Source organism: Roseateles sp., assembly GCF_036404855.1.
GTDB lineage: Bacteria > Pseudomonadota > Gammaproteobacteria > Burkholderiales > Burkholderiaceae_C > Pelomonas.
Window position 1 is genome coordinate 15,354 of sequence record NZ_DASWYS010000363.1, and the last position, 26,842, is coordinate 42,195.

The 26,842-nt window shown below is 67.7% G+C and carries 29 protein-coding genes; 17 read left to right on the forward strand and 12 right to left on the reverse strand.

The features are described 5' to 3' along the window. The first annotated feature begins 2 nt into the window (after positions 1-2). On the forward strand, positions 3-221 hold the full coding sequence (locus VGF12_RS24125) for a DUF2061 domain-containing protein (RefSeq protein ID WP_331178590.1): 219 nt from the start codon (positions 3-5) through the stop codon (positions 219-221). Here VGF12_RS24125 and VGF12_RS24130 read toward each other — a convergent pair. Next, entirely contained in the window at positions 209-475 is a 267-nt protein-coding gene (locus VGF12_RS24130; RefSeq protein WP_331178591.1) for a YkgJ family cysteine cluster protein, read from the reverse strand. The genes VGF12_RS24125 and VGF12_RS24130 overlap by 13 nt on opposite strands. A gap of 116 nt (positions 476-591) precedes the next feature. Here VGF12_RS24130 and mnmG point away from each other — a divergent pair, with 116 nt between their 5' ends. The 8 genes from mnmG to VGF12_RS24170 all read left to right on the forward strand — a co-directional run bounded on the left by mnmG (position 592) and on the right by VGF12_RS24170 (position 7,568). Next, on the forward strand, positions 592-2,544 hold the full coding sequence (gene mnmG, locus VGF12_RS24135; RefSeq protein ID WP_331178592.1) for a tRNA uridine-5-carboxymethylaminomethyl(34) synthesis enzyme MnmG: 1,953 nt from the start codon (positions 592-594) through the stop codon (positions 2,542-2,544). Then, entirely contained in the window at positions 2,541-3,047 is a 507-nt protein-coding gene (locus VGF12_RS24140) for a cysteine hydrolase family protein (protein ID WP_331178593.1), read from the forward strand. Before mnmG ends, VGF12_RS24140 begins: the two co-directional genes overlap by 4 nt. Beyond that, complete coding sequence (gene rsmG, locus VGF12_RS24145; protein WP_331178594.1) at positions 3,044-3,676, forward strand: 16S rRNA (guanine(527)-N(7))-methyltransferase RsmG; 633 nt, start codon at positions 3,044-3,046, stop codon at positions 3,674-3,676. Before VGF12_RS24140 ends, rsmG begins: the two co-directional genes overlap by 4 nt. Before the next feature lie 62 nt (positions 3,677-3,738). Further along, complete coding sequence (locus VGF12_RS24150) at positions 3,739-4,353, forward strand: LysE family translocator (RefSeq protein ID WP_331178595.1); 615 nt, start codon at positions 3,739-3,741, stop codon at positions 4,351-4,353. 6 nt (positions 4,354-4,359) lie between these two features. After that, complete coding sequence (locus tag VGF12_RS24155) at positions 4,360-5,136, forward strand: ParA family protein (RefSeq protein ID WP_331178596.1); 777 nt, start codon at positions 4,360-4,362, stop codon at positions 5,134-5,136. Between the two features lie 6 nt (positions 5,137-5,142). Next, positions 5,143-5,691, forward strand: a complete 549-nt coding sequence (locus VGF12_RS24160; RefSeq protein ID WP_331178597.1) for a GNAT family N-acetyltransferase — start codon at positions 5,143-5,145, stop codon at positions 5,689-5,691. Continuing rightward, positions 5,684-6,442 carry a GNAT family N-acetyltransferase gene (locus VGF12_RS24165; RefSeq protein ID WP_331178598.1) on the forward strand — a complete coding sequence of 253 codons (759 nt, stop codon included), beginning with the start codon at positions 5,684-5,686 and terminating at the stop codon, positions 6,440-6,442. Before VGF12_RS24160 ends, VGF12_RS24165 begins: the two co-directional genes overlap by 8 nt. 103 nt (positions 6,443-6,545) lie before the next feature. Beyond that, the gene (locus tag VGF12_RS24170; protein WP_331178599.1) at positions 6,546-7,568 is read left to right on the forward strand and encodes an OmpA family protein; all 1,023 of its coding nucleotides are present in this window, start codon (positions 6,546-6,548) and stop codon (positions 7,566-7,568) included. 12 nt (positions 7,569-7,580) lie between these two features. On the opposite strand, the gene VGF12_RS24175 is transcribed toward VGF12_RS24170, so the two are convergent. Next, complete coding sequence (locus tag VGF12_RS24175; RefSeq protein ID WP_331178632.1) at positions 7,581-8,018, reverse strand: Lrp/AsnC family transcriptional regulator; 438 nt, start codon at positions 8,016-8,018, stop codon at positions 7,581-7,583. Between the two features lie 97 nt (positions 8,019-8,115). On the opposite strand from VGF12_RS24175, the gene VGF12_RS24180 reads away from it, so the two are divergent. Then, positions 8,116-8,739: a LysE/ArgO family amino acid transporter gene (locus VGF12_RS24180; protein ID WP_331178600.1), complete on the forward strand. Its 624-nt coding sequence runs from the start codon at positions 8,116-8,118 to the stop codon at positions 8,737-8,739. An 18-nt stretch (positions 8,740-8,757) separates the two neighbouring features. Here the strand turns inward: VGF12_RS24180 and VGF12_RS24185 are convergent, their stop codons facing one another. From VGF12_RS24185 to argC, 3 genes are all read right to left on the reverse strand, one after another. Continuing rightward, positions 8,758-10,050: an esterase/lipase family protein gene (locus VGF12_RS24185; protein ID WP_331178601.1), complete on the reverse strand. Its 1,293-nt coding sequence runs from the start codon at positions 10,048-10,050 to the stop codon at positions 8,758-8,760. Positions 10,051-10,119: 69 nt separating this feature from the next. Then, entirely contained in the window at positions 10,120-12,414 is a 2,295-nt protein-coding gene (locus VGF12_RS24190) for a hypothetical protein (RefSeq protein ID WP_331178602.1), read from the reverse strand. 66 nt (positions 12,415-12,480) lie between these two features. Continuing rightward, positions 12,481-13,428, reverse strand: coding sequence for an N-acetyl-gamma-glutamyl-phosphate reductase (argC, locus tag VGF12_RS24195; RefSeq protein ID WP_331178603.1), 948 nt, complete (start codon positions 13,426-13,428; stop codon positions 12,481-12,483). 51 nt (positions 13,429-13,479) lie between these two features. On the opposite strand from argC, the gene VGF12_RS24200 reads away from it, so the two are divergent. From VGF12_RS24200 to VGF12_RS24220, 5 genes are all read left to right on the forward strand, one after another. Beyond that, positions 13,480-14,019 (forward strand): RBBP9/YdeN family alpha/beta hydrolase, encoded by a 540-nt coding sequence (locus VGF12_RS24200; RefSeq protein ID WP_331178604.1) that lies wholly within the window; start codon positions 13,480-13,482, stop codon positions 14,017-14,019. A gap of 27 nt (positions 14,020-14,046) precedes the next feature. Beyond that, positions 14,047-14,949, forward strand: coding sequence for a ParB/RepB/Spo0J family partition protein (locus VGF12_RS24205; RefSeq protein ID WP_331178605.1), 903 nt, complete (start codon positions 14,047-14,049; stop codon positions 14,947-14,949). A 458-nt stretch (positions 14,950-15,407) separates the two neighbouring features. After that, a complete protein-coding gene (locus VGF12_RS24210; RefSeq protein WP_331178606.1) occupies positions 15,408-17,330 on the forward strand; it encodes a PrkA family serine protein kinase in 1,923 nt (640 codons plus the stop codon). A gap of 16 nt (positions 17,331-17,346) precedes the next feature. Continuing rightward, positions 17,347-18,624 (forward strand): YeaH/YhbH family protein, encoded by a 1,278-nt coding sequence (locus tag VGF12_RS24215; protein WP_331178607.1) that lies wholly within the window; start codon positions 17,347-17,349, stop codon positions 18,622-18,624. Beyond that, on the forward strand, positions 18,621-20,222 hold the full coding sequence (locus VGF12_RS24220; RefSeq protein ID WP_414710195.1) for a SpoVR family protein: 1,602 nt from the start codon (positions 18,621-18,623) through the stop codon (positions 20,220-20,222). Before VGF12_RS24215 ends, VGF12_RS24220 begins: the two co-directional genes overlap by 4 nt. A gap of 26 nt (positions 20,223-20,248) precedes the next feature. Here VGF12_RS24220 and VGF12_RS24225 read toward each other — a convergent pair whose 3' ends face one another. The 7 genes from VGF12_RS24225 to VGF12_RS24255 form a co-directional block, all read right to left on the reverse strand. After that, entirely contained in the window at positions 20,249-20,491 is a 243-nt protein-coding gene (locus tag VGF12_RS24225) for a hypothetical protein (protein ID WP_331178608.1), read from the reverse strand. Positions 20,492-20,564: 73 nt separating this feature from the next. Further along, positions 20,565-21,263, reverse strand: coding sequence for a winged helix-turn-helix domain-containing protein (locus VGF12_RS24230; RefSeq protein ID WP_331178609.1), 699 nt, complete (start codon positions 21,261-21,263; stop codon positions 20,565-20,567). Next, on the reverse strand, positions 21,260-21,583 hold the full coding sequence (locus tag VGF12_RS24235; protein WP_331178610.1) for an antibiotic biosynthesis monooxygenase: 324 nt from the start codon (positions 21,581-21,583) through the stop codon (positions 21,260-21,262). Before VGF12_RS24235 ends, VGF12_RS24230 begins: the two co-directional genes overlap by 4 nt. Continuing rightward, entirely contained in the window at positions 21,580-21,891 is a 312-nt protein-coding gene (locus VGF12_RS24240) for an NIPSNAP family protein (protein WP_331178611.1), read from the reverse strand. The genes VGF12_RS24235 and VGF12_RS24240 overlap by 4 nt, the downstream gene beginning before the upstream one ends. 212 nt (positions 21,892-22,103) lie before the next feature. After that, on the reverse strand, positions 22,104-22,958 hold the full coding sequence (gene bla, locus VGF12_RS24245; RefSeq protein ID WP_331178612.1) for a class A beta-lactamase: 855 nt from the start codon (positions 22,956-22,958) through the stop codon (positions 22,104-22,106). Between the two features lie 15 nt (positions 22,959-22,973). Then, the gene (locus VGF12_RS24250; protein WP_331178613.1) at positions 22,974-24,407 is read right to left on the reverse strand and encodes a cytochrome P450; all 1,434 of its coding nucleotides are present in this window, start codon (positions 24,405-24,407) and stop codon (positions 22,974-22,976) included. 66 nt (positions 24,408-24,473) lie between these two features. Beyond that, positions 24,474-25,883, reverse strand: coding sequence for an FAD-binding oxidoreductase (locus VGF12_RS24255; protein WP_331178614.1), 1,410 nt, complete (start codon positions 25,881-25,883; stop codon positions 24,474-24,476). A 93-nt stretch (positions 25,884-25,976) separates the two neighbouring features. On the opposite strand from VGF12_RS24255, the gene VGF12_RS24260 reads away from it, so the two are divergent. Further along, on the forward strand, positions 25,977-26,210 hold the full coding sequence (locus tag VGF12_RS24260) for a hypothetical protein (RefSeq protein WP_331178615.1): 234 nt from the start codon (positions 25,977-25,979) through the stop codon (positions 26,208-26,210). Between the two features lie 42 nt (positions 26,211-26,252). Next, on the forward strand, positions 26,253-26,837 hold the full coding sequence (locus tag VGF12_RS24265) for a cob(I)yrinic acid a,c-diamide adenosyltransferase (protein ID WP_331178616.1): 585 nt from the start codon (positions 26,253-26,255) through the stop codon (positions 26,835-26,837). Positions 26,838-26,842 lie beyond the last annotated feature (5 nt).

The following is a 26,842-nucleotide window of genomic DNA, read 5'->3' on the forward strand; positions in this document are numbered from 1 at the left end:
TCATGGCCAAGACCGTCAGCTTCGGCGTTCTCCACCTCGGCACCTCGTTCAGCGTCACCTATGTGCTGACGGGCAGCCTAAGCGTGGCCGGCGCGGTCACCTTCATCGAGCCGCTGGCCAACACGGTGCTTCACTACTTTTTCGACAAGTACTGGGACCACCCGCGCGCTCAGGCCTGGCGTGCACGCTTCGGCCTCGCGCCCCACCCTCAGCCGAGCTGAGACGGTGCGGTCTCGCGCTCCATCCAGCCCAGCCAGCGCATCGCCTGCTCGCGGCTGTCACCACACATGATGTCGCTGGGCTGCAGCGATCCGCAGACGGCGGGGCGCTCGGGCCGGCCGAAGATGCGGCAACGGTCCTTCTCGTCCAGCTGCACGCAGCGCACGCCCGCCGGCTTGCCGCCGGGGTGGCCGGGGATGGGCGAACTGATCGACGGGGCGATGCAGCAGGCGGCGCAACGGGGACGACATTCCATTGTCGAATTGTCCCTGCGCCGGCCCGGTGGACGGGGTGACTTATCCACAGCCGCTTCGTAAAATTGGGGGTTTGCCCGAGCGCTCGCGCGGGCTGTTCGTTCTTTCCAGGACCGAGATGCTCTACCCCAAGGAATTCGATGTCATCGTCGTCGGTGGCGGCCATGCCGGCACCGAGGCGGCGCTCGCGGCCGCGCGCATGGGCGCGCAGACGCTGCTGCTGACCCACAACATCGAGACCCTGGGCCAGATGAGCTGCAACCCCAGCATCGGCGGCATCGGCAAGGGCCATCTCGTCAAGGAGGTCGACGCGTTGGGCGGCGCGATGGCGCTGGCCACCGACGAGGGCGGCATCCAGTTCCGCATCCTGAACGGCAGCAAGGGCCCGGCCGTGAGGGCCACCCGAGCCCAGGCCGACCGCATCCTCTACAAGGCCGCCATCCGTCGACGGCTGGAAAACCAGCCCAACCTGATGCTGTTCCAGCAAGCGGTGGACGACCTGATGGTGGAAGGCGACCGCGTCGTCGGCGCCATCACGCAGGCTGGCATCCGTTTCCGCGCCCGTGCCGTCGTGCTGACGGCCGGCACCTTCCTCGACGGCCGCGTGCACGTGGGCCTGGAGAACTACAGCGCCGGCCGCGCGGGTGACCCGCCAGCCATCAGCCTGTCTGCGCGGCTCAAGGAGCTGAAGCTGCCGCAAGGCCGGCTCAAGACCGGTACGCCCCCCCGGCTGGACGGGCGCACCATCGATTTCAGCAAGTGTGAGCCCCAGCCCGGCGACTTGAGCCCGGTGCCGGTGTTCAGCTTCCTCGGCAACACGGCCATGCACCCGCAGCAGGTGCCGTGCTGGATCACCCACACCAACGCGCGCACGCACGAGATCATCCGCAGCGGCTTCGACCGCAGCCCCATGTTCACTGGCGTCATCGAGGGCGTGGGCCCACGCTACTGCCCGAGCATCGAGGACAAGGTGAACCGCTTCGCGGACAAGGACTCGCATCAGATCTTCCTGGAGCCCGAGGGCCTGACGACGCACGAGTTCTACCCGAACGGCATCTCCACCTCACTGCCCTTCGACATCCAGCTCGCCGCGGTGCGCAGCATCCCAGGCCTGGAGAATGCCGACATCCTGCGGCCAGGCTACGCCATCGAGTACGACTACTTCGACCCACGCGGCCTGAAGGCCTCGTTCGAGACCAAGGTCATCCAGGGCTTGTTCTTCGCCGGTCAGATCAATGGCACGACGGGCTATGAGGAAGCGGCAGCCCAGGGCCTGTTCGCCGGCCTGAACGCGGCGCTTCAGGTTGGAGGCAACGGCCCGTGGACGCCGGCACGCGACCAGGCTTACCTGGGTGTGCTCGTGGACGATCTCATCACCAAGGGCGTCACGGAGCCCTATCGCATGTTCACCAGCCGCGCCGAATTCCGGCTGCAACTCCGGGAGGACAACGCTGACCTGCGCTTGACCGACACAGGCCGGCAGCTCGGCCTCGTGGACGACGAGCGTTGGACAGCCTTCAATCGCAAGCGCGACGCGATTGCCCGCGAAACCGAGAAGCTGAAGAGCACGTGGGTGCATCCGGGCATCCTGCCTGCGGCGGACGCCGAGCGTCTGGTCGGCAAGGCGCTCGAACGTGAATACAACCTGGCCGACCTGCTGCGTCGTCCGGGTGTCGGCTTCGACACCATCGCCGAAGTCGCCGCCATTGCGAAACCCGAGGCCGGTGTTTCACGTGAAACCCTGACTGCTGACTTGGGCCGCGAGCTGGCCGACCTCGTGGCCGAGCAGGTCGAGATCAGCACCAAGTACGCGGGCTACATCAACAAGCAGGTGGACGACGTCGCACGCGCCGCCCACTTCGAGCACCTGAAGCTGCCGGACGACCTGGACTACAGCCTCGTCCACGCCCTCTCCTTCGAGGCGCGCCAGAAGCTGAACACCCATCGCCCCGAGACACTGGGCCAGGCCTCCCGCATTTCCGGCATCACGCCGGCGGCGATCTCGCTGCTGCTGGTGCACCTGAAGAAGGGCAAGTTCAAGGGCTTCGCCGCGGAAACCGAGGCCGCATGACGACGGCCCTCGTCATCATCGACACCCAGGTGGGCGCCTTCACCGGCGAATGGGCCATGCCTGACGGCGATGTGCTGATTGCCGCCTGCCAACGCGCCGTCGCCCATGCCCGCGCCCAAGGCTGGCCGGTGCTGTGGGTGCAGCACCACGAACCGGCCGGTGCCATGGACGGCGCCGGCTTCGCCATCGATCCCCGGCTCGCGCCAGCCCCCGACGAAGCGCGCATCGTCAAGGTGGAAGCCGATGCCTTCAGCAACGCTGTGCTCGCCCAAGTGCTGGCAGGCCATGACCGCATCTTGCTCGCAGGCCTGCAAAGTGACTGCTGTGTCCAGGCCACCGCGCTGGGTGGACAACGCCGCGGGCTGCCGGTGTCCGTGCTGGCGGATGCCCACCACACCTGGCCACAGCAGGGCGCCAGCGCGGCGGCCGTGCGGGACCGCGTGAACCACGAACTTCGAGAGGCTGGTATTTCTCAAACGACCTTGGCCGAGGTGATGGCTTGAACCTCGCGGACCGATTGACCCAGGATGTCGCGACCCTGGGTCTGGAACTCAGCCCCCATCAACAAGAGCAGCTGCTCGCCTACCTGGCGCTGCTGCAGAAGTGGAACAAGGTCTACAACCTGACCGCCGTCCGGGACCCTGCACAGATGCTCAGCCACCATCTGGTGGACAGCCTGGCTGTCATCGCACCACTGAGGCGACAGGGCGCACCGGCCCGGCTGCTGGATGTCGGCGCCGGCGGCGGGCTGCCTGGCGTGGTCATTGCGATCTGCTGCCCGGGCACGGACGTCAGCTGCGTGGACGCAGTTGCCAAGAAGGCCACCTTCATTCAGCAGGTCGCGGCCGAGCTGAAGCTGCCCAACCTGCATGGCGTGCACAGCCGAGTCGAGCAACTGACAACGCCCCCCTTCAACGTCATCACCTCACGCGCCTTTGCCTCACTGGTCGACTTCACCCATCTGACCCGGCTACATCTGGCCGAAGGGGCTGTCTGGATGGCCATGAAGGGCCAGCATCCCGCCGACGAAATCGCCGCCCTGCCTCCCGACGTGGATGTGTTTCACGTGGAACAACTGACGGTTCCCGGCCTGGACGCGCAGCGTTGCCTGGTTTGGATGCGTCCGCGATAACACGCCGTCTTGGCGGGATGCGTGTCGCTTAAACTGGCCGCCCTTCTCCTCGTTGCCCCCCCATGTTTGGCATCGCTGACTACGGCGCGTTCGTCGCCGCCATCGTGCTCTTCCTCGCGATCCCGGGCCCCGGCAACCTGGCGCTGATCACCTCCACCAGCAAGGGCGGCATCGCGGGCGGCGTGGCCGCCACCTTCGGCATCATTGCCGGTGACCAGGTGCTGCTGTGGTTGGCAGTCGCCGGCGTGTCGGCGCTGCTGTCGGCCTACCCGGCCGCCTTCCACGCCGTGCAGTGGGCAGGGGCCGCCTACCTTGCCTGGCTGGGCTGGCGCATGCTGGCCGCCAAACCCGGGCAAGGGCCCGTGCTGAACATCAAGCCCCATCACTACTTCCGACAGGCCACGGTGATCACGCTGCTGAACCCCAAGGCCATCGTGTTCTACATGGCCTTCTTCCCGCTGTTCGTCGACCCCGCCCGCCACCAGGGCGTGGCCACGTTCGCGGCCATGGCCGCCACCATCGCTGCGCTGACCTTCCTCTACGGTCTGGTGGCCGTGCTGCTGACCCACCAGCTCGCCGAGCGGCTGCGGTCCAAGCCCTCGATCACCACGCTGCTCAACAAGATCGCGGGCGTCTGCCTGCTCGGCTTCGGCATCCGGCTGGCGCTGTCCAGGTAGGCATCCATGGCATCCAAGATTTTCTGCATCGCCAACCAGAAGGGCGGCGTCGGCAAAACCACCACCACCGTCAACCTCGCCGCCGGGCTGGCCCAGATCGGCCAGCGCGTCCTCGTCGTCGATCTGGACCCGCAGGGCAACGCCACCATGGGCTCGGGCATCGACAAGCGCAAGCTGGAGATGACGGTCTACGACGTGCTGCTGGAGTCCGCCTCCATCGCCGAGGCCAAGGCCCGCGCCGAGAAGGCGGGGTACGACGTGCTGGGCGCCAACCGCGAACTGGCCGGCGCCGAGGTCGACCTGGTCGCGCTGGAGCGTCGCGAGGCCCGCCTCAAGGCGGCGCTGGCGCAGGCCGACAGCGACTACGACTTTGTGCTGATCGACTGCCCGCCCTCGCTGTCCATGCTGACGCTCAACGGCCTGTGCAGCGCCCATGGCGTCATCGTGCCCATGCAGTGCGAGTACTTTGCGCTGGAAGGGCTGACCGACCTGGTCAACACCATCAAGCAGATCCACGCCAACCTGAACCGCGACCTGGAGATCATCGGTCTGCTGCGCGTCATGTTCGACCCGCGCATCACGCTGCAGCAACAGGTCAGCGACCAGCTCAAGTCCCATTTCGGCGACAAGGTCTTCGACACCGTCATCCCGCGCAACGTGCGGCTGGCCGAGGCGCCCAGCTACGGTCTGCCCGGCGTCGTCTTCGACCCCAGCTCCAAGGGAGCGCAGGCATTCGTCGACTTCGCCAAGGAAATGGTGCGGCGGATCGAGACGATGCGCTAAAGCGCCATGGTGCAGCCCGACGTCACGCTCCGCCTCATGACGCCGGCCGACGCCGATGCCATCGCCGCCCTCCAGGCCGACAGTTGGCGCAGCGCCTACCGCGGCGTTTTCACGGACCATTACCTCGACCACGAGGCCGACGCCGAGCGCCGCCAGGCTTGGCGCGCGCGCCTGCAAGTCGGCGCAGCCGGCCTCGAATGGGGCTTGATCGCCGAGGACGCCGCCAGCCGCCTGCTGGGCTTCGCCTACGTCATCCCTGACCGCGACCCGGACTGGGGCGACTACATCGATAACCTGCACGTGGCCCCGGCCCTCAAGGGCGGCGGCATCGGCCGGCGCCTGATGCGAGGCGTGGCCACGCGCCTGCTGCATGAAGGCTCGACCCGCCCGCTTTACCTGTGGGTGCTGGACGTCAACACGGCCGCCCGGGGTTTCTACGAGCGCCTGGGCGCCGAGGTCCGCGACCTGCAACTGAGCGAGCCGCTCGCCGGCCAACAACACCCGGTGTGGCGCTGCGTGTGGGCCCGGCCCTCGACCCTACTCGACGATGCCTGAAACCCGCCTCCAGGCCCTCGCCTTGCGCGCCGAACGGGCTGGCCTCGATGCCAGCGCCCCACCCCAGCAGGCCGACGTCGACGGCTGGCTGATCCGCCTCTCCCCGGGCAAGGCCAAGCGCTCGCGCTGCATCAATGCGCTGCGCCAGGGCACCCTGCCGCTGGACGAGCTGCTCGCCCGCTGCCAGCAGGCCTACGATGCGGCGGGCCTGCCTCTGGCCGTACGCGTGACGCCCTGGAGCCGGCCGGCCGACCTGGACGCCCGGCTCGCGGCCAAGGGCTGGGGCGCCTTTGATGCCGCCGACGTGATGGTGCTGGAGCAGCTGGTACCGGCTCCACAGCACGCGAGCCTCCAGGCCCTGGATGCCGCAGCCTACGCCGAGCTGGTCGGCGCACTGCGCGGCTCGCCGCCCACGGCCATCGCCGCCCATGCGGAACGTATTGCCAACGCGCCCGTCACTTACCAGGGCTTTGCACTCACCGACGACGCCGGCACGTTGCTGGCCTGCGGCCAGATGGTCGTCGACGGCGACATCGTGGGCCTCTACGACATCGCCTCGGCCGCGCCTCGCCAGGGCCACGGGGAGCGGCTGTGCCGCGCGCTGCTGGGCCTCGCCCACAACCAGGGCGCGGGGCAGGCCTATCTGCAGGTCGGCAGCGACAACGCGGTCGCGCAGCGGCTTTACGCGCGCCTCGGCTTCGTCTTCGCCTACCGCTACCACTATCGCAGCCCCGAGCCTGTGCTGCGCTGAGCGCGCGTCGTCTCTTCCGGTTCCCACGTTTGCAGGCCGACGACGCGGCGGGTGGCGGCACCGACTGGGTCAACATCGAGCCTCCGCAACTGCCGCCACCCCCATGCTCCCGACACGCGCCGCCCTCCTCTCTCTCCTCGCTGCCCTGTGCCTTGTCAACGCCCGGGCCGAAGAACCCAAGGCTGACGTGGCCGGCGCGGCCGACCACCCGCTGGTCCGGCGCTTCGCTGGCTCCTGGCTGGCCGGCTGGCGCGTCTCCGCATGGGATGCCGCCGCCGTGCCGGCCGCACCCGAGTTCCAGAAGGCCGACAAGTACAAGTTCAAGGAACTCGTCGAGCTGGAGGGCAAGGTCACGCAACTCCTCTACATTGCGCCGCGCGGCAAGGCAGCGCTGGAGGTGTGGCGCAACTACGAGCAGGCGCTGACGCAGGCCGGCTTCAGGAAACGCTTCGCCTGCGAGCGCGACTGCAACGACCTCTACTTCGCCTGGGTCCGCCAACTCGAACCCACCAAGGGCTTCGCCTGGGCCAAGGGCGACGTCGACACGCCAACGGGCAGCCGCTACAGCCTGAGCTCGGCACTGAGCCCGGACCAGGGCCGCATGCTGGTCGGCACGCTGGGCAAGCCGGGCCAGGAGGCGACCGTGCTGCTCTACAACGCCCTCGCCGCCAATGCCAGCACCGGGCTGACCGCCACCTATCTGCAGATCGTTGAACCCCGGGCCATGGCCACCGGCCAGGTCAGCGTGGACCCTGCCGCCCTGCAGTCCGGCCTGGCAGCGGAAGGCCGGGTCACGCTGACCGGCCTTTTCTTCGACACCGGCAGGACCGAGCTCAAGCCCGAATCCAGGACCCAGCTCGACGCGATGGCCGAGCTCCTGAAGACGCAACCCGCGCTCAAGGCCTGGGTCGTCGGCCACACCGACAACATCGGCAGCTTCGAGGCCAACGAAAAGCTCAGCCTCGCCCGCGCCCAGGCCGTCGTCGCGGCGCTGACCGCAGCGCCCTACAAGGTCGACACCCGCCGGCTCGCCCCCAAGGGCCTCGCCAGCCTGGCACCCGTGGCCGGCAACGGGGACGAGGCGGGGCGCGCGAGGAACCGGCGCGTGGAGCTGGTGGCGCAGTAGCCCGCAGCCTGTCTAGAACCGTTGCACCCCGCGCCGCGGAATCTGCGACGACATCACGATCGAAGTCCGCGTCTCGCCGTAGGGATTGATGCTGGCGAGGAACTGCTCCAGGTCCTGCATGTCCTTCGCGACGACGGTGAACAGGCAGGAGTCCGCCCCCGTCACGTGCAGGCATTCCAGCACCTGGGGTTTGGCCCTCAGCACCTCGATGAACTTCTGCTTGTAGGGATGCTGGGTCGTGATCGCCACCACGGCCTTGATGCCATAACCGAGCGCTTCCGGCGCGATGTCCGCGTGATAGCCGCGGATGAGACCTGCTGCCTCCATCTTCTTGACCCGCTCGGCCGTGGCGGGCAGCGACAGCCCCGCAACCTCGGCCAGCGTCTTCAGTGAGACGCGGGCGTCATCCTGCAGCGCAGACAGGATGCGCCAAGCCTTCTCATCCACCATGTTCATTTCAAAATTGCCTCAAACATTCAGGTGATGGGCTATTTTTGCCTGAAACAGATCATTCTTGGTCGTGAATCGCCTGAATAGACTTCACGTCATGGAAACCTCGCCCCTGCCCCTGCTCCTCAAGTCGGCCTTGATTGGCCTGTCCATCGCCGCACCCGTCGGCCCCATCGGCCTGCTGTGCATTCAGCGCACGTTGGACCATGGCGCACGCGTCGGCCTGGCCACCGGCCTGGGCGCGGCGGTGGCGGATGCCCTGTACGGGGCGATCGGCGCCTTCGGCGTGACGGCGGTGATCTCGCTGCTGACCGCGGCGCGCGCGCCGCTCGCGGTAGGCGGAGCGCTGTTCCTGCTGTGGCTGGCCTGGACCGCCTGGCATGGCGCGCTCGCCGGGCAGGCGGCGGCGACCCGGGGCGGCGTGAAGGGCTGGCAGGCCTTCGGTGGCACCTTTTTGCTGACGTTGTCCAACCCCGCCACCATCCTGTCCTTCATCGCGGTGTTCTCGTCGCTGGCCGCCGGCCTGACGACGGCGTCGCCGGCATGGATGATCGCCGGTGTCTTCCTCGGCTCGGCAGCCTGGTGGCTGGTGCTGGTGGGCCTCGTGGGCCGCTTGCGCGAGCGCCTGCGGGCGGCGCATCTGCGCTGGATCCGTCGCGGCTCGGCGGTGCTGCTGGCCGGGTTCGCCGCCTGGCAGTTGGCGTCTCTGGCGGCCCCCTGAGGCGCCACACCTGCAGACTCAGTTCTGGAGCGACAGCTGATCACCCAGGTAGCCGATCACCCGCTCATCGCGGAAGTAGTTGGTGTGGTGCGTGGTCGGGCCCACGCCCAGGGCCTCGAACGTGATGTTGCCCCCCTCGCCGAGCCGGAACATCGAGTCCACGTCCACCACCAGGTCGTTGGGACCGGGGAACACCATGTCGGCAGCGCCGTACTTGATCTGGTCGCCGACATGGCTGAAGCGCCGCCAGAACTTCCAGATCGGCTGCGCACTCTCGTCGGGCTGGAAGGATGCCCCGATGCCGGACATCCGGGGCGTGCTGAGCCAGGGGTCGGCAAACAGCTGCCGCACATCGCTGTTGTTCTTGACCAGCTGCTGCGTCGCGAGCCCCGGCACCAACCCCACCGCCGCATCGACGATGGGTGTGGTGCTGCCCAGGTGCAGCACCTTGCCGAAGATCTTGGCCAGCAGCGAAACCCCTTCGGCGAAGGGCACGATGCCCGTGGCATGCGTACTGACCCTGGACACCGCATCCGCATAGCTGGCGATCATGTCGAGCGCAGCGCGCAGCTTGTCCGGCGCCGCCAGACTGGTCCCCACCAGCGGCGAGGCGACGAAAACCACGCGCTCCACCGGCACGGCGCGCAAACGCATCAGCCAGCTCACGACCAGGCCGCCCCGGCTGTGGCAGACCACGTCGACCGGTGCACTCACGTTCAGCAGCGCACGGTGCAGATCCAGCGCGTTGGACCAGGCCGCCACCGACAGGGTCGGGTGGCCAAAGGCCAGGATCGCGCTGTACTTCTGCTGCCAGCCGGCCAGCAGCTTCTTGCCGGCCTCGCTGGCCTGCAGCTCGTCGAACCACATCTGTGACTTGCTGAAGGTGCCATGCACCAGCAACAGCACGCGCCCCTTGTCGATGCGGGGCTGAACATCGTCCACCAAGCGGCCCTCCTGCCAGCGCTGCATGCGCTGGTCGGGCGTCAACCAGCCGTCGGCCGCGATCAGCTTGTCGGTCACAGCGTTGGCGCCGAAATCGTTGAAGCGGAAGCTCTGCACCACGTCGGCCGGCGCCACGCGGATCGAACGGTAGGAGCGCCGCCCCGTGCCCCCCGGCGTGGTCGGCGGCGAATAGACCCAGCGCAGCAGCCCGTCTTCGTCGCGCACCAGCTCGACCTTGGCGCGACCATCGGCATCGCGCGCTGCCGCGCGCCGACGGCGCTGGCCGATGGGCAGGGTACTGATCGAGCTTGGCGCCTCCTCGAGCGCCAGCCTGGCATTCACGTCCGCCCAGATGTCATGGCTGGTCATGGCTCCCCCTTCGCACCGTGCGCCGTCCCGCTGGACGGGAATGAGCCCCTTCTGGCGGCCAGGCGAGACTCATGGCCGCTCCCCCACGATGGGCAGGGGTGTGATGCCGTTCATGCGCGCGGTGACGATGTCCAGCACCGAATGGAAGTCATCGGCTTCAGACAGCGCATCGATGCCCGACTCGACGGCCTCCACGAAGCCGCAGTGCTCGGTGAGCCGGACAGTCTCGATCGGGACCAGGCGACGGGCGCGGATCAGCTGCCTGACCTCGCGGTAAGGTGCATTGCCCATCGCCTGCCAGGCAAACCGCTGCAGGCTGGCGGATGAATTGAGGTCCGCGGCACCGGCGATGGCGCCCTGCGCGCCCTCGCCACTGACCGCCAGGTAGTCGGCCTGGAAGCTGTCGTGCCGCCAATATCCCGGCAGCGCATGTCCGTTGAGCAGGAAGATGACGGGATACACGTCGATCAGCTCCAGGCAGGCGGCAAACAGCAGTGCCAGGTCGATGCAGGTGCCGGAGCGCGCGCCGAGGATGGCGCTGGGCGTGCGCAGGCGCTGCGAATCGAGCTTGCTGCTGTACGACGGAGGCGGGTTGATGTAGCCGAGCTGCCATTCATGCAGGAGGGCCGACCAGATCGCCTGCACCTGCAAGTCGACCTCGCGCAACTGTTCTTCCTCGGTGGTCGGCGCGGCCTGGTAGCCCTCGAAGCCCGCCGCCGGGTTGTCGCGCAGGATGCGCACATAGCGCTGCGCCAGCTCCACCGCCCCCACCACGGCTGGATCGCGCGGCAGCACGAAGGAGGGCAGCCACTGGCCGTCCTTCTCGTTGTCGCGCCACTGGTCCACCGGCAGCAGGCGCAGCCGGTGGCTGTCGCGCGTCAGCACCTTGTCGTTGTGGCTGAGCTGGACCATCAGGGTGCTGTTGACCGCCTCCTGCAGCGAGCGCATCAATGCGGCAGTAAGCGGCACATGCACTTCGCTGGTCAGGTCGAAGCGCGTCGCGCCGGCCGCGAAGCGCTTGCGATAGCTCGCCTGCTCGGGCCCGAGCTGCAGCTCCACGTCAACGCTCAGCCAGTCGTCGGGCTTGGCGCTGCCGCGCTCCACGACGATCTGGCGGAACAGCCGCCCGTTGTTGTGCAGCACCGAATAGTTGAGCTCCACCTCCGGCACGGCCAGCAGGCGCGGCGGCGTGTCGGCGTCGCGCAGCTCCGCCGCGGCGGGCTCGCCCCGCGTGAACGCGGCCTCGTTCAGCGGCGCGCCCATCCACAGCGTCACACCGGTGGCGCGCGTGGCGTTGGGCTCCTTGCGCGCCCGCAGCCAGGCGCTCTCGAAAGCCAGCGGCAGATTCCAGACCGCCTGATCGAGCTGGCTGTAGACCAGCTCGAAGAAGAAGTCCGCGAGTTGGTTCTCGACCGCGTCCTGGAAGCCGACGGCCGACAGCGCCGCGCGCTCGGCCGCGATCAGCGCCGCCGTGCGCGCGGCCGAGTTGTCGATGCTCACCGCGACGAAGTAGGCGCAGTGCTCGCCGCCCGCATTGAGCGCCTCGGCCAGCCGCTGCGCGCCGATCACCGCCGCGCCGCTGGTCTCGCCGGCCAGCAGCATGCCGTCGGGCACGCTGGCCTGCTTGGCCAGGACGTCGTCCAGCCGCATCGGACCGAATTCGGCCTCCACCGGTTCACCATCGGGTACCAGGTCGCGCAAGGCCTTCAGGCCAGCCAGGTTGTCGAAGCCACTCAGGTGGATCAGGTCCGGCTTGCGCTGCTTCACCACGTCATGCAACTGCTGCCAGCTCGGGTCCTTCAGCTCGATCAGCTGGATGCCGCCCAGCGCGCGCCTGAGCCGCTTCATCTCGGCACTGAAGTCCCAGACCTGCCGCAGGCCGCCCGGCGCGCTGTGCACGTAGAGCAGACTGGGCTGCCCCGACTTCCGCCACCGGGCTGGCGCCTGGGGCACCACTTCGCGCATCACCGTGAAGTGCCGGCTGTCCACGTTTCGATAGCGCCGCGTGGCCTTCGCCAGCAGGTATTCCCAGGGAAAGATGCGGCCCTGCCAACCCTCGCGTTCCGACGCGTAAGGCATGCGCACGACGACACGCGGTGCGCGGGCCAGCGCCACCAGATCGGCGTCTCTGAGGCCGAAGCCCTTCAGCGTTCGGGTGGCCTGTTCCTCGCGTCCCGCGCTGGCATCGCCGGAACCCAACCAGCGTTCGCGCGCCCTGAGCACATAGGTCCAGCGCACGGCTTCAGTGTCGAGCCGGCACGCGGCGACGCCGTCCTCGGGCTTGCCACCCAGGGCGATCGTGCGCCCCGGAATGACCAAGGAGATCCGGGCCAGAACAGGATCAGTGCCTGCAGTCTTCGACATCACGCCTCCCACCGAGAGGCGTCATCCTATGTCGCCAGGCTGGGCCTCGGCGCACTGATTTCTGGTTCAGACCAGCCCGAGGCTTTCCTCGACGCCCAGGTGCACGTTCATGCTCTGCACGGCCGCGCCGCTGGCGCCCTTGCCGAGGTTGTCCAGACGCGCGATGACCAGCACCTGCGAGTCCGACGCGAAGACGAAGAGGTCGACGCGGTTGGTGTCGTTGCAGGCCTGCACGTCGAAGAAGCCGGTCTCCAGCGTCGCCGCATCGCGCAGCGGCTTCACACTGATGAAGCGCTCGCCCTCGTAATGCGCCGCCAGCGCGGCGTGGATCTGCTCGGGCGTAGCGCCTGCCTTGAGCTGGTCGAGGTGCAGCGGCACGCTGACGGCCAGACCCTTGTAGAAGTTGCTGACGATGGGCATGAACACCGGCGGCGCGGCCAGACCCGTGTGGGCCATCATCTCAGGCAGGTGCTTGTGCTTCAGGCCCAGGCCGTAGGGCCGGGGCGCCTGCAGGTGCGCGGGCAGCGGCTGCTGCTCGTACTCGGCGATCATGCTCTTGCCGCCACCCGAATAGCCGGTGATGGACGTCGCGCTGACGGCCGCGTCGCCTGGCAGCAGACCGGCATCCACCAGCGGCCGCACGGCCAGGATGAAGGCGCTGGCATGGCAGCCCGGGTTGGCAATGCGCTTGCTGGCCTGGATGGCGCCGCGCTGGCCCTTGGCCAACTCCGGCAGGCCGAACGCCCAGCCCGGCGCCGTGCGGTGGGCCGTGCTGGCGTCGATCAGGCAGGTGTTGGGGTTGTTGACCATGAAGGCCGCTTCGCGCGAAGCCGCGTCAGGCAGGCAAAGGAAGGCCACGTCGGCGGCGTTCAGCAGGCGCGAACGCTCGGCCGGGTCCTTGCGCTTGTCCGCAGCGATCTTCAGCACCTCGATGTCGGTGCGGGCCGCGAGGTACTCGTGAATCCGCAAGCCGGTGGTGCCTTCCTGGCCATCCACAAACACCTTGAACGTCATTGCCGCTGCTCCAAGCACTGAGAATCGAACCATCAAGGATAAGGGCAAACCATGAATCCATCGCGCGTACTGCTTCTTCCCGGCTGGCAGGACTCCGGCCCCGAGCACTGGCAAAGCCGCTGGGAACGGCTGCACGGCGACCAGCGCGTTGAGCAGCACGACTGGCATTGGCCCAGGCGCGGCGATTGGATGGCCCGGCTGGACGAGGTGCTCCTGGAAGATGACGCGCCGGCCATCCTCGTGGCCCATTCGCTGGGCTGCCAGCTGGTCGCGAGCTGGGCAGAGCACTCGCAGCACACGGCGCGCGTGAAAGGCGCCCTGCTCGTCGCCCCGCCAGACACCGAGCGCGAGGACATGCCACCCCAACTGCACAGTTGGCGCCCCATTCGCCGCTCGGCACTGCCCTTCCCCAGCGTGACCGTCATCAGCAGCGACGACCCCTACGGGGCCGCCGAGCGCGCCACGCAGATGGCAGCCGACTGGGGCAGCAGCGTCGTCATCGCCGGGCCGCGGGGCCATCTGAATGCCGAGTCGGGCCTGGGCGACTGGCCGGAGGGCCGCGAGCTGCTGACCGGCCTGCTCAGGGCGTGAAGAAGGCCTGAAGGACAATCACCGTCCATGGCGACCAAGAAACCCAAAGGCCTCGGCCTCGGCCTCGAAGCCCTGCTCGGCCCCAAAGTCAGCGACACCCCCGCGACCGAACGCGACGGCATGCCCAGCACGCTGAAGCTGGAAGCCCTGCAGGCCGGCAAGTACCAGCCGCGCACCCGCATGGACGAGGGCTCGCTGTACGAGCTGGCCGAGAGCATCAAGGCCCAAGGGATCATGCAGCCGATCCTGGTGCGGCCCATCACGCCCGATGGCGGTGTCGCCTACGAAATCATCGCTGGCGAGCGGCGCTTCCGTGCGGCAAAACTTGCCGGCCTGCGCGAGGTGCCGGTGCTGGTGAAGGCCGTGCCGGACGAATCGGCCGCCGCCATGGCGCTGATCGAGAACATCCAGCGCGAGGACCTCAACCCGCTGGAAGAGGCACAAGGCCTCAAGCGCCTCACCGACGAGTTCGGCCTGACGCACGAGCAGGCCGCCCAGGCCGTGGGCCGGTCGCGCAGTGCGGCTAGCAATCTGCTGCGGCTGCTGAACCTCAGCGCGCCGGTGCAGAACATGTTGATGGCCGGCGATATCGACATGGGCCACGCCCGCGCGCTGCTGCCGCTGGACGGCGCCGTGCAGATCACCACGGCCAGCGAGATCGCGGCCAAGAAGCTCAGCGTCCGCGAGGCCGAGAAGCTGGTCGCCAAGACTCAGGGCGCTGCGCGCCAGGCCCCGCTGCTGCGTGTGAAGGGCGACAAGAGCCGCGACGTACTGCGCCTGGAGGAGGAGCTGGCCGATGCGCTGGGCGCCACCGTCGAGGTGCGCGTGAAGAAGCGCAGCAAGCGCGGTGGCCAGAGCGGCGAGTTGGCCATCCATTTCGATTCGCTGGACGCGCTGTCGGGCATCCTCGACAAGCTGCGCGGCAGCTGAGGCACACGCCGCCGCGCAATGCGGCGGCGTCCGACATCCCGGCGCCGACGGTACGTCCAACACTTGGACAGGGTGCCATGATGCCTGCGCATGTGGCCACGGTGGACAACGCCTTGGCTGCGCGCCCCGGCACTGCAACAGTTCTTCACCGGCGACAGTGTCTGCGGCCCGCCACAAGGCCTCCATGTTCGTGTGGTTTGCCCGGCGGGTGACAGGTCTTGCCTGTCCAGCGGGCGTATGCTGGACCGCACCCTGTCAACGGAAAACCAGGCAGGTGTGTTGGTGGACTGGCGGCGGCTTATTCTTGTGATGAGATGCGACCGGCAGCCCCGAGTTGCTGGTCTGCCGAGTGGAGAGTTCTGATGACGCCTTGCAGTTGAGGCGCGATCAGAACCCCCCAGTCCCCGGGCACGGATCGTGCCTGCGGCCCTGTGGAGTTCAAACCGCAGGAGGTCGGCATGGACGTCATCAGCCATTTCGCGGCGCGCTTCGAGCGCAGCAAGGTCGAGGAGCTCTCGCTGGAGGACTACCTCGCGGAGTGCAAGAAGAATCCGCTGGCGTATGCCACGGCCGCCGAGCGCATGCTGCAGGCCATCGGCGAGCCGCAGATGCTCGACACGCGCAACGATCCACGGCTGTCCCGGCTGTTCGCGAACAAGACGATCAAGATCTACCCGGCGTTCGCAGAGTTCTACGGCCTGGAAGAGGCCATCGAGCAGGTGGTGTCCTATTTCAGGCATGCGGCGCAGGGCCTGGAAGAGAAGAAGCAGATCCTCTACCTGCTGGGCCCGGTGGGCGGCGGCAAGAGTTCCATTGCCGAGAGGCTCAAGCAGCTGATGGAGCACGTTCCCTTCTACGCGCTTGCCGGCTCGCCCGTGAACGAGTCGCCGTTGGGCCTGTTCGACCCCATCGAGGACGGCCCGCTGCTGGAGCGCGACTACGGCATCCCCCGCCGCTACCTGAATCGCATCCTCAGCCCGTGGGCGGTGAAGCGGCTGGATGAGTTCGGCGGCGACATCCGCAAGTTCAAGGTCGTGAAGCGCTATCCCAGCGTGCTCAAGCAGATCGGCGTGTCCAAGACCGAGCCGGGCGACGAGAACAACCAGGACATCAGCTCCCTGGTGGGCAAGGTCGACATCCGCAAGCTGGAAACTTACGCGCAGGACGACCCCGACGCCTACAGCTACAGCGGCGGCCTGTGCCTGTCCAACCAGGGACTGCTGGAGTTTGTCGAGATGTTCAAGGCGCCGATCAAGGTGCTGCATCCGCTGCTGACCGCCACGCAGGAGGGCAACTACAAGGGGACGGAAGGTTTCGGTGCCATTCCCTTCGACGGCATCGTGCTGGCGCACAGCAACGAGAGCGAGTGGAAGACCTTCCGCAACAACAAGAACAACGAGGCCTTCCTCGACCGCGTCTATATCGTCAAGGTGCCCTACTGCCTGCGCGTCAGCGAGGAAGTGAAGATCTACGAGAAGCTGATCCGCGGCTCGTCGCTGGCCGAGGCCAAGTGCGCCCCCGGCACGCTGAAGATGATGAGCCAGTTCGCCGTGCTGACACGGCTGAAGGAGCCCGAGAACTCGTCGCTGTATTCCAAGATGCAGATCTACGACGGCGAGAACCTGAAGGACACCGACCCGCGTGCCAAGAGCTACCAGGAGTATCGCGACTACGCCGGCGTCGACGAGGGCATGAGCGGCATCAGCACGCGCTTCGCCTACAAGATCCTGTCCAAGGTCTTCAACTTCGATTCATCGGAAGTTGCCGCCAACCCGGTGCACCTGATGTACGTGCTGGAGCAGCAGATCGAGCGCGAGCAGTTCCCCAAGGAGCTGGAGGAGAAGTACGTCGGCTACATCAAGGAGCAGCTGTCGCCGCGCTATGCCGAGTTCATCGGCAAGGAGATCCAGACGGCCTACCTGGAGAGCTACAGCGAGTACGGACAGAACATCTTCGACCGCTACGTGACCTACGCCGACTATTGGATCCAGGACCAGGAGTACCGCGACACCGACACCGGCGAGGTCTTCGACCGCAGCGCGCTGAACGCCGAGTTGGAGAAGATCGAAAAACCTGCCGGCATCTCCAACCCCAAGGACTTCCGCAACGAGATCGTCAACTTCGTGCTGCGTGCGCGTGCGAACAACGCAGGCAAGAACCCGCTGTGGACCAGCTACGAGAAGCTGCGCACCGTCATCGAAAAGAAGATGTTCTCCAACACCGAGGAGCTGCTGCCCGTCATCAGCTTCAACGCCAAGGCCAGCGCCGAGGACGCCAAGAAGCACGAGAACTTCGTGCAGCGCATGGTGGACAAGGGCTACACCGCCAAGCAGGTGCGCCTGCTGTGCGAGTGGTATCTGAGGGTTCGCAAGTCCAGCTAAGAAAGCAGGCCGCGCGATGTCGCTTCAACAGATCATCGACCGCCGACTGTCCGGGAAGAACAAGTCCATCGGCAACCGCGAGCGCTTCCTGCGCCGCCACAAGGAGCAGATCCGCGACGCGGTCAAGCGCGCAGTGGACGGCCGCGGCATCCGCGACATGGAACGCGGCGAGGACGTGCACATCCCCAAGAAGGACCTCAGCGAGCCCATCTTCGGCCACGGCGATGGCGGCATCCGCGAGGTCGTGCGCCCGGGCAACCAGGAGTACGTGAAAGGCGACCGCATCGCCAAGCCCAAGGGCGGGCAAGGCGGAGGCGGCGGTGGCGAGGCCAGCGACTCCGGAGAGGGAGAGGACGACTTCGTCTTCCACCTCAGCAAGGAAGAGTTCATGCAGGTCTTCTTCGAGGATCTGGCCCTGCCCAACCTCGCCCGCACGACGCTGGCCGACACGCCCGAGTGGCGCAGCCAGCGCGCCGGTTTCGTGTCCGACGGCACACCCACCAACCTGCACGTGGTGCGCTCCATGCGCGGCGCCCTCGGCCGACGCATTGCGCTGGGCATGGACAAGCGCCGCGAGTTGCACGAGCTGGAAACCCGCGAGCAGGAGTTGCTCAAGGAGGACCGCCCCGAGACGGCCCGCCTCCTGGCGGAGACGCGCGAACGCATCCTGCACCTGCGCGAGCGCATCAACGCGATTCCCTTCCTCGACCCCATCGACCTGCGCTTCCGTTCGCGCGTGCGCATCCCGGTGCCGACGACTCGCGCCGTCATGTTCTGCCTGATGGACGTGTCCGGCTCCATGGACGAAAGCCGCAAGGACCTCGCCAAGCGCTTCTTCATCCTGCTCTACCTGTTCCTGACGCGGCACTACGAGAAGATCGACGTCGTCTTCATCCGCCACCACACGCAGGCCCAGGAGGTCGACGAGCAGAACTTCTTCCATGCCACCGAGACCGGCGGCACCGTCGTCTCGTCGGCCCTGGTGCTGATGGAGCAGATCATCCGCGAGCGCTACTCGCCCGCGGAATGGAACATCTACGGCGCCCAGGCCAGCGACGGCGACAACTGGCACCACGACAGCGGACGCTGCCGCGAACTGCTGGCCGACAAGCTGCTGCCGCTGTGCCGCTACTTCGCCTACGTGCAGGTGGCCGAGCCCGAACAGAACCTCTGGGACGAGTATCGCAAGCTCGCCGAGGACGTTCCCCACTTCGCGATGCGCAAGGCCGTCGAGGCCTCGGAGATCTACCCAGTCTTCCGCGAGCTGTTCAAGAAGGAAGGGGCCGCCTCATGAGCAGCAAGGAAGACCGCCGTCGCCACGACCTGCCGGCCTCGCCGCCGACTGGCACGCCCGACCGCCGCCAGCGCCAGCCGCTGCAGCGCATGAAGCCGCTGCAGCAGCGACCCAGCCAGCCCCTGCCCTCGCCCAACGACTGGACCTTTGAGCTCATCGAGGAGTATCACGCCGTCATCAAGCAGACGGCCGAGCGCTTCGGGCTGGACACCTATGCCAACCAGCTGGAGGTCATCACCGCCGAGCAGATGATGGACGCCTACGCCTCCGTGGGCATGCCGGTCAACTACCGCCACTGGAGCTACGGCAAGGAGTTCATCGCCACCGAACGCAACTACCGGCGCGGTCAGATGGGCCTGGCTTACGAGATCGTCATCAACTCCGACCCCTGCATCGCCTACCTCATGGAGGAGAACACACTGGCCATGCAGGCCCTGGTCATCGCCCATGCCTGCTACGGCCACAACAGCTTCTTCAAGGGCAACTACCTGTTCCGCATGTGGACGGATGCCTCGTCCATCATCGACTACCTCGTCTACGCCAAGAACTACGTCGCCGACTGCGAGGAACGCTATGGCCTGGACGAGGTCGAGACCCTGCTGGATTCCTGCCATGCGCTGATGAACCACGGCGTGGATCGCTACCGCCGCCCGGCCAAGCTTTCGCTCGCCGAGGAGCGTGCCCGCGTGAAGGACCGAGAGCAGCACGCGCAGTCGCAGATCAACGACCTCTGGCGCACGCTGCCGCGCAAGCCAGATCGCCCCGACGAGGCCGCCGAGAGCCGCCGCTTCCCCGAGGAGCCGCAGGAGAACCTGCTGTACTTCATCGAGAAGAACGCGCCGCTGCTGGAGCCCTGGCAGCGCGAGATCGTGCGCATCGTGCGCAAGATCGCGCAGTACTTCTACCCGCAGCGCCAGACCCAGGTCATGAATGAAGGCTGGGCCACCTTCTGGCACCACCGGCTGCTGAACCAGATGTATGACGATGGCTACCTCAGCGACGGCATGATGATCGAGTGGCTGAAGTCGCACACCAATGTCGTCTACCAGCACCCGGGCGCCAACCTCAACCCCTACGCGCTGGGCTTCGCGATGTACACCGACATCCGGCGCATCTGCGAGAACCCGACGGACGAGGACCGCACCTGGTTCCCCGACATCGCCGGCAGCGACTGGCTGCCCACGCTCGACCATGCGATGCGCAATTTCAAGGATGAGAGCTTCATCGGCCAATACCTGAGCCCCAAGCTGATGCGCGACTTCCGGCTCTTTTCCGTCCTCGACGACGAGTCCAAGAGCGAGTACGAGATCTCCGCCATCCACGATGACAGCGGCTATCGACACCTCCGCCAGGCCTTGTCGCGCCAGCACGACCTCTCAACGCGCGAGCCCAACATCCAGGTCTGGAACGTCAACCTGCGCGGCGACCGCTCGCTGACGCTGCGCCATGTGCAGCACCAGAACCGCCCGCTGCACGACAGCGCGCAGGAAGTGCTCAAGCATGTCGGCCGGTTGTGGGGCTTCGCGGTCAACCTCGAGAGCGTCAACGGCCATGGCGATGTGACGCGACGCTGGAATGTGCCGGCGCAGGTGGCCTGACCCGGCTTCCCGTCCTGGCTCGCGGTCTAGCCGTGGTGGAATGCCGCGAACGCCAACGCTCCCACCAACAGCGCAGCCAACACCGCCTTCCACGCCCGCTGCCGCGGCGCTTCGGTCTCGGCTTGACGCTCCAGCGCATCCAGTCTCAACCGGATGTCCGCGCGCTCGGGCTGTGCCTGCGAGGCCCGCCTGAGCAAGGCGATGGCCTGCGCAGTGCGACCATAAGCCGCATAGATCTCTGCTTCGCGCAACGGATCGGGAGTCGTCATGGTCAAGGAGGCTGAAGTCGTTGCAGCCCGAACCATGCCGACGAGGCTGCCGGTCTCGCTGCGTCGAAGCGCCTCACCGGGTGGAGCCCAGCAGGCCGTCGAGAAGTCCGATGCGGCCGGTGGGCGTCAACCGCAACTCCCGCGACTCGCCAACACGCTGCAGCCAGCCCTTGGCCATGAAGGCATCGAGCCAGGCCACCGCCAGCGGTCCGGCGAAATGGTCGCGGCGTTCGGACCAGTCCACGCAGTCATACAGCGTCCGCCGCTCCCCGGCAAAGCCTTCGGGCATCAGCTCGGCCAGCGCCTCGCGGCCCGCGTCGCTGACTTCATATCGCCCGTCGCGTGCCACCGTCACCCAGCCCTTGGCCCGCAGCGTCTCGCGCCACTGCACACCCAGCGCGCCGGCCAGGTGGCCGTAGCAGCTGCGCGCATCACGCAGGCCCCGCATCCCGGGCTTCTGCCAGCGGCGCAGGTCGGCCGCCGGCTCGCGATCACGTCCGTCCGCCACACGCAGCAGGGCCTCCAGCGCATGCGCCACATCGCCGTCTGCCAAACCGAAATAGCGATGCCTGCCCTGCGGCCGCACGCGCGCGAGGCCTTCATCAACCAGCAGCTTCAGGTGAGCCGACATGGTCGCCGAGCTGACGCCGGCATGCTTCGCCAGCTCGCCCGCCGTATGCAGCCGCCCGTCCAGCAGCCGTCCCAGCGTGCGTGCCCGCGTCGGGTCGGCAATCGCCGCGGCGACGCGGGCCAGGCGCGGCTCTGCATTCATGGCGGCACCTGCCCACGGTCATGCAGGCCGTAGTCACGCACGACATGGGCGACGCGCAGACGGTAGTCGGCGAACAGCCCGCCGCGGCCGGCGGCCTGGGCCTCGCGGTGGCGCTCCATCTCGCGCCAGCGCCGAACGGCCTCCTCATCGCGCCAGAAGGACAGCGACAGCAGCTTGTCCGGCTGCATCAAGCTCTGGAAGCGCTCCACCGAGATGAAGCCGTCCACCTGCGCCAGCAACGGCTTCAGCCCGGCGGCATGGTCCAGGTAGGCCTGGCGGCCCTCGGCCGTGGGCTGCACTTCGAAGATGACGGCAATCATGGCTGCACATCCTCACAGAAAGTGCGCGCCTCGCGCAGGATGAAGCGCTGCGCCCTGGCGAACTCGAAGTTCGCCCGAGCCTCGGTGTCGGCTTTCAGCCGCACCCGGTAGGCCTCGTAATCGGCCAGCGAGTCGAAGCCGACCAAGCCCCAGGCTTCATGGTTCGTACCCTCCCAGGGAAGCCAGTAGCCCAGCAGCCGGCCGCCCAGGCGCGGAATGATGCGGCCCAAGGCCTGGGCGTACTCACGGAAGGCCTCGCGCTGGACGGGGTCCAGCTCGTATCGGATGAAGCAGGTGATGGCGGGCATGGTGGTACCGGGGTTCGTTGAGCTGCCACTGTGCGCCGCCATCGGCGTCGGACGCTTAGGCATGCAACGAAGCGTCGCCGCTCTCAAGGGCGCGACCGCAAAGGCACTGCCCGCCGTCGAATACGTCAGCCCGGACATCGACCTCCGGCCATGGTCCGTCATGAGGAAAGCAGGGCCCCGCAGCCAGCCGCCGGCTTGCCGTTGACATCGGGTCAGATCCAGGCCTTCACCAGCAGCCGCATGGCATCGGCCAGCACGGAGCTGAGTTCGTCCGTCGATGCTGCGGAGTCCGACTGCAGCGCCACGACGGCCCAGGGCGAACGCCCGTCCGGCGGAAACACCAGGGCCACGTCGTTGACGGCGCCGCGCGCACCCGTGCCCGTCTTGTCGATGACGCGCCAACCGGTGTCCGGTACGCCGGCGCGCAATCGCTTGAGGCCCGTCCGCGACGCCTGCAGGTCCGTCCACAGTCGCGCCTGGCTGGCGCGCGTGAGGCCGGGGCCGAGCAGGAGATGCCGCAGCGACTTCGTGAATGCGCGGGGCGTGCTGGTGTCGCGCGGGTCACCGGGCACGTTCTCGTTGAGTTCGGTTTCCCAGCGGTCCAGGCGGGTCACATCATCGCCCTGCTGCCGCAGCCACGCCGTCAGGCCGGCGGGAGATTCGCAGCAATGACGCAGCAGCAGGTTGGCGGCGGGGTTGTCGCTCTCGACAACGATGCCCTGCACCAGCTCGGCCAGTGTCGCGCGGCCGCGGGGCAGCAGCCGGTCGAAGGCTGGCGAATGCGGCACGCGATCGCTCTCCCGCAGGGCTACCGTGTCGTTCCAGCCCCAGCGGCCGGCCTGCACGCCGTGCGCCACGCACGCGGCCAGCAGGACCTTGAAGGTCGACGCGGTCGCGAAGCGCTCATCGGCCCGATGCCCGAACGTACGGCCATTGCCCGTGTCGACGGCGAAGAACCCCAGCCGCCCCTGCACCCGTCGCTCCAGCCCGACGAAACCGGGGGCCTGGGCAGCGACAACGACCGACGGCGCGAAGGCCAGGCCAGCGAGAAGGGGGCGGCGTTGCATGCGCCGCATTCTCTTTCAAGCCCGCGGCAGCAAACGCATAGACAGGCCCACCGGCCCCATTGCCAGCTGCAGCAGTTCGCGCGGCGCCTGGCCATCGGGCGTATCGACCGCGGTGATGTCGAAATTGCGCAGCAGCAGCGCGCAGGCCAGCTTGATCTCCATCAGCGCCAGATAGCGCCCCGGACAAATGCGCGGCCCGGCGCCGAAAGGCATGGACAGGCGCTTGGCCGCGCCCACTTGCTTGACATCAAGCAGCCAGCGCTCGGGGTCGAAGACGGCGGCGTTGGGCAGGTGGCGTTCGCTGGTGGCGTCGCGCCGCATGACGGCCATGACGATCATGCCCGCCGGCACCAGAACATCGCCGACGCGCGTGTCACGGATGGCCTGCATGGTGTTGATCGGCGCGACCGGACGCAGCCGCATGGTCTCGTGCGCGCACGCCTCGACGAAAGCCAGCGCGCCCAGTTGCTCCAGGCTGGGCAGCGTAGCGTCGCCGCAAACGCGGTCCACCTCGGCCCGCGCCCGCGTCAGCGCACCGGGGTTGCGCCACAACAGCCAGATCATCCAGGCCAGCGTGTTGGCCGTCGTGTCCTCGCCGGCCAACAGCAGGGTCAGCACATTGCCGGCCACCTGTTCGTCGTCGATGCCGCTGCCGGGCTCGTCCGCGGCTGCCAGCATGGCTTCCAACAGATTGCCAGGCTCGTCGTGCAACGCCGGATCGGCCGCCATGCGTGTCCGCGCCTTGGCAATGAAGCCCTGCACGGCGACGTTGACCTCGGCCACGCTGCGGGCCAGCGCGCGGTCGGCGGCCGACGGCCACCAGCGCCAGGTCGGCAGCGGCGCAAAGATGCGCTTGAACAGCATCGGGAAGATGCGGTTCAGGTGCTGCTGGATGACGTCCTCGTCGGATTGCAGCGTGTTGACGTCCTCGCCGAAGGCCAGGCCAGCGACCGCGTCCACCGTGAAGCGCATCAGGTCCGCCTGCAACACGATGCGGCGGTCCTCGCGCGCGGCCGCCTGCCAGCGGCCAACGAGGCGCTCGGCCACACGCAGCAAGAAGGGGTAGTAGCGCTTCACATGCACCGGGTCGAAGCCGGCCATGACCATGCGACGCTGGCGTTTCCAGACCTCGCCGCTGGCCGTGAACAGGCCGCCGGCCAGCCCCATCTCGGCCCCCACCTGCTCCAGCCGCGCCGTGCGCTTGAAGCCCTCGGGCCGGTCGCGCAGCGCAGTGGTGATCAGCTCGTGGTCACCCACGACAACGATGCGCCGCTTGCCCAGCCTGAGCCGGAAGACCGGTCCGAACTCCTCGCACCAGCCCTCCACCTGTTGATGCACCCGGGTCGAGTCCATCTGCAGCAGGTTGCCGAACACCGGCACGCCGCGCGGGCCGGGCAGATCGTCGAACTGGCGCAGCGCGCCGGCGGCTGGAGCGGCGGTGGAGTCCATCGGAGCAGTCTAGGAGGTGCGCCTTCGAACGGCCTCGTCCACTTTGTGGACAAGGCGTGACGCCTCTCAGCCCGAGAAGACCTTTCCCGGATTGAGGATACCCAGCGGATCCAGTGCCTGCTTCACGGCACGCATGACAGCCACTGCTTCCTCGCCGGTCTCGTCGAGCAGGAAGCGTTGCTTGTGCAGGCCGATGCCGTGCTCGCCCGTGCAGGTGCCATCCAGCGCAATCGCCCGCGCCACCATCTGCGCACTCAGGCGCTCGGCCGTGGCCAGTTCCTCGGGCCGGCCGGGGTCCAAAAGATAGGCCATGTGGAAGTTGCCATCGCCGACGTGGCCGACGATGAAATACGGCAGGCCGGCCGCCTCGACCTCGGCAATGCTAGCGTTGATGTTCTCCGCCAGCCTCGAGATGGGCACGCAGGTGTCCGTCGTCACGGCGCGGCAGCCGGGACGCAACTGCAGACCCGCGAAGTAGGCATGGTGCCGCGCCGTCCACAGCCGCGTGCGGGCCTCGGGCGTCGTGGCCCATTCGAAGGCCTCGCCGCCCTGGTCCGCCGCCACCTCCTGCACCGTGGTCGCCTGCTCGGCAACGCCGGCCTCGCTGCCGTGGAACTCCATCAGCAGCATGGGCACTTCCTTCAGCCCCAGCTTGTCGTGCGCGTTGACGGCCTTGATGGCGTTCACGTCCAGCAGCTCGCAGCGGGCGATCGGGACACCGATCTGGATGATCTGCATGGCCGTGCGCACGGCGGCGTCGATGCTGGGGAAGGAGCAGACCGCTGCCGACACCGCTTCGGGCAGAGGATGGATCCTGACCGTCAGCTCCGTGATGACGCCCAACGTGCCTTCGCTGCCGATGACCAGGCGGGTCAGGTCATAGCCCGCGCTGCTCTTCTTCGCGCGCGAGCCGCTGCGGACGACCTCGCCCGCGGCAGAAACGAAACGCAGGCCGAGCACGTTCTCGCGCATCGTGCCGTAGCGCACAGCGTTCGTACCACTGGCGCGCGTCGCGGCCATGCCGCCAAGGGACGCGTCCGCGCCGGGATCGATGGGGAAGAACAGGCCCTCGTGCTTGAGCGCCTCGTTCAGCGCCTTGCGTGTAACGCCGGGCTGCACCGTCACCGTCAGGTCCTCGGCATCGATACGCAGGATCTGGTTCATGCGCGACACGTCCAGGCTGACGCCGCCCCGCACCGCCAGCAGGTGGCCTTCCAGGGACGAGCCGGCACCGTAGGGAATGACCGGCACGCGATGTTCGGCACACAGCGCGACAACGCGCGCCACCTCGGCCTCGCTCTCGGCAAAGACGACGGCCTGTGGCGGCGGGACGTCGAAGACGGACTCGTCGCGGCCATGCTGCTCGCGCACGCTCAACGCCGTCGAGCAGCGCATGCCGAACTCGGCTTGCAGCGCGGCCAACAGGCCTTGCGGCAGCGGCAGGGCGACGGCTTCAACGGGGGTGGGCGCGTTCATCGGTGACTCTCCTGATCCACATCAGTCGATTGTGTTGCAGTGAGCCGCCGACAGTGCCAGCATGGACCTTGTCCACACCGGGAGCATCCCACCATGAACCTGACCTGGCTGCTGCTGATCCTGGCCGTCGCGCTGATTGCACTTGGGGCCCTGCGCTTCGACGTGCTTGTGGCGCGCTGGCGCGAGCTGACCGGCCGTCCGCCCGGCGTTGGCAAGGCACCGCCGCCCGACCCCGGGACCGAGCCCCAGCCCGGCAGTACCGGCCTGCGCCCGCATGCCGCACCCCCCCACAAGCCCGACTTCCACCGTAGCGGCCGCCGGCATTGACGGCGTGACGAGAATGGCGGCTTTGCATCCGCCAGGACCACCATGGGCAACCGACTCTCCCAGATCGCCACCCGCACCGGCGACGACGGCACCACCGGCCTCAGTGACGGCAGCCGCGTTCCCAAAGACCACCTGCGTGTGCAGGCCATGGGCGATGTCGACGAGCTGAACTCCAACCTCGGCCTGCTGCTGGCCGAGCCGTTGCCCGACGACGTGCGCGAACTGCTGGTCACGATCCAGCATGAGCTCTTCAACCTGGGCGGCGAACTCTCCTGGCCCGGCGGCGAGCTGCTGAAGGAGGCCGCCGTGCTGCGCCTGGACGAAGCGCTGGAGCACTACAACCAGCATCTGCCGCGCCTCAAGGAATTCATCCTGCCGGCCGGCACGCGCAGCGCGGCGATCGCGCATGTCTGCCGCACCATCGCGCGTCGCGCCGAACGTGCCGTCATCAAGGTGGCTGCCACGGAAACCGTGCGCGCCGCGCCGCGCCAGTATCTGAACCGCCTGTCCGACCTGCTCTTCGTGCTGGCTCGCGTGCTGAACCGCGCCAACCTCGATGGCCTGGGCGGTGACGACGTCTATTGGCAGAGTGAGCGCATGAAGCGGCTGGACGCCGCCGACAACTGAGGCAA

Excerpts from the sequence above, each read along its gene's own strand:
- VGF12_RS24175 (WP_331178632.1), bottom strand. The coding sequence starts at position 8,018 with ATGGTGGATGAGAAGGCTTGGCGCATCCTGTCTGCGCTGCAGGATGAC.
- VGF12_RS24130 (WP_331178591.1), bottom strand. The coding sequence starts at position 475 with ATGGAATGTCGTCCCCGTTGCGCCGCCTGCTGCATCGCCCCGTCGATC.
- VGF12_RS24185 (WP_331178601.1), bottom strand. The coding sequence starts at position 10,050 with ATGACCAGCCATGACATCTGGGCGGACGTGAATGCCAGGCTGGCGCTC.
- VGF12_RS24250 (WP_331178613.1), bottom strand. The coding sequence starts at position 24,407 with ATGGACTCCACCGCCGCTCCAGCCGCCGGCGCGCTGCGCCAGTTCGAC.
- VGF12_RS24165 (WP_331178598.1), top strand. The coding sequence starts at position 5,684 with ATGCCTGAAACCCGCCTCCAGGCCCTCGCCTTGCGCGCCGAACGGGCT.
- VGF12_RS24150 (WP_331178595.1), top strand. The coding sequence starts at position 3,739 with ATGTTTGGCATCGCTGACTACGGCGCGTTCGTCGCCGCCATCGTGCTC.
- VGF12_RS24125 (WP_331178590.1), top strand. The coding sequence starts at position 3 with ATGGCCAAGACCGTCAGCTTCGGCGTTCTCCACCTCGGCACCTCGTTC.
- mnmG (WP_331178592.1), top strand. The coding sequence starts at position 592 with ATGCTCTACCCCAAGGAATTCGATGTCATCGTCGTCGGTGGCGGCCAT.
- VGF12_RS24220 (WP_414710195.1), top strand. The coding sequence starts at position 18,621 with ATGAGCAGCAAGGAAGACCGCCGTCGCCACGACCTGCCGGCCTCGCCG.
- VGF12_RS24200 (WP_331178604.1), top strand. The coding sequence starts at position 13,480 with ATGAATCCATCGCGCGTACTGCTTCTTCCCGGCTGGCAGGACTCCGGC.
- argC (WP_331178603.1), bottom strand. The coding sequence starts at position 13,428 with ATGACGTTCAAGGTGTTTGTGGATGGCCAGGAAGGCACCACCGGCTTG.
- VGF12_RS24180 (WP_331178600.1), top strand. The coding sequence starts at position 8,116 with ATGGAAACCTCGCCCCTGCCCCTGCTCCTCAAGTCGGCCTTGATTGGC.
- VGF12_RS24210 (WP_331178606.1), top strand. The coding sequence starts at position 15,408 with ATGGACGTCATCAGCCATTTCGCGGCGCGCTTCGAGCGCAGCAAGGTC.
- VGF12_RS24155 (WP_331178596.1), top strand. The coding sequence starts at position 4,360 with ATGGCATCCAAGATTTTCTGCATCGCCAACCAGAAGGGCGGCGTCGGC.
- VGF12_RS24190 (WP_331178602.1), bottom strand. The coding sequence starts at position 12,414 with ATGTCGAAGACTGCAGGCACTGATCCTGTTCTGGCCCGGATCTCCTTG.
- VGF12_RS24160 (WP_331178597.1), top strand. The coding sequence starts at position 5,143 with ATGGTGCAGCCCGACGTCACGCTCCGCCTCATGACGCCGGCCGACGCC.
- VGF12_RS24260 (WP_331178615.1), top strand. The coding sequence starts at position 25,977 with ATGAACCTGACCTGGCTGCTGCTGATCCTGGCCGTCGCGCTGATTGCA.
- VGF12_RS24265 (WP_331178616.1), top strand. The coding sequence starts at position 26,253 with ATGGGCAACCGACTCTCCCAGATCGCCACCCGCACCGGCGACGACGGC.
- VGF12_RS24255 (WP_331178614.1), bottom strand. The coding sequence starts at position 25,883 with ATGAACGCGCCCACCCCCGTTGAAGCCGTCGCCCTGCCGCTGCCGCAA.
- bla (WP_331178612.1), bottom strand. The coding sequence starts at position 22,958 with ATGCAACGCCGCCCCCTTCTCGCTGGCCTGGCCTTCGCGCCGTCGGTC.
- VGF12_RS24240 (WP_331178611.1), bottom strand. The coding sequence starts at position 21,891 with ATGCCCGCCATCACCTGCTTCATCCGATACGAGCTGGACCCCGTCCAG.
- VGF12_RS24205 (WP_331178605.1), top strand. The coding sequence starts at position 14,047 with ATGGCGACCAAGAAACCCAAAGGCCTCGGCCTCGGCCTCGAAGCCCTG.
- VGF12_RS24140 (WP_331178593.1), top strand. The coding sequence starts at position 2,541 with ATGACGACGGCCCTCGTCATCATCGACACCCAGGTGGGCGCCTTCACC.
- VGF12_RS24215 (WP_331178607.1), top strand. The coding sequence starts at position 17,347 with ATGTCGCTTCAACAGATCATCGACCGCCGACTGTCCGGGAAGAACAAG.
- VGF12_RS24170 (WP_331178599.1), top strand. The coding sequence starts at position 6,546 with ATGCTCCCGACACGCGCCGCCCTCCTCTCTCTCCTCGCTGCCCTGTGC.
- VGF12_RS24235 (WP_331178610.1), bottom strand. The coding sequence starts at position 21,583 with ATGATTGCCGTCATCTTCGAAGTGCAGCCCACGGCCGAGGGCCGCCAG.
- VGF12_RS24225 (WP_331178608.1), bottom strand. The coding sequence starts at position 20,491 with ATGACGACTCCCGATCCGTTGCGCGAAGCAGAGATCTATGCGGCTTAT.
- VGF12_RS24230 (WP_331178609.1), bottom strand. The coding sequence starts at position 21,263 with ATGAATGCAGAGCCGCGCCTGGCCCGCGTCGCCGCGGCGATTGCCGAC.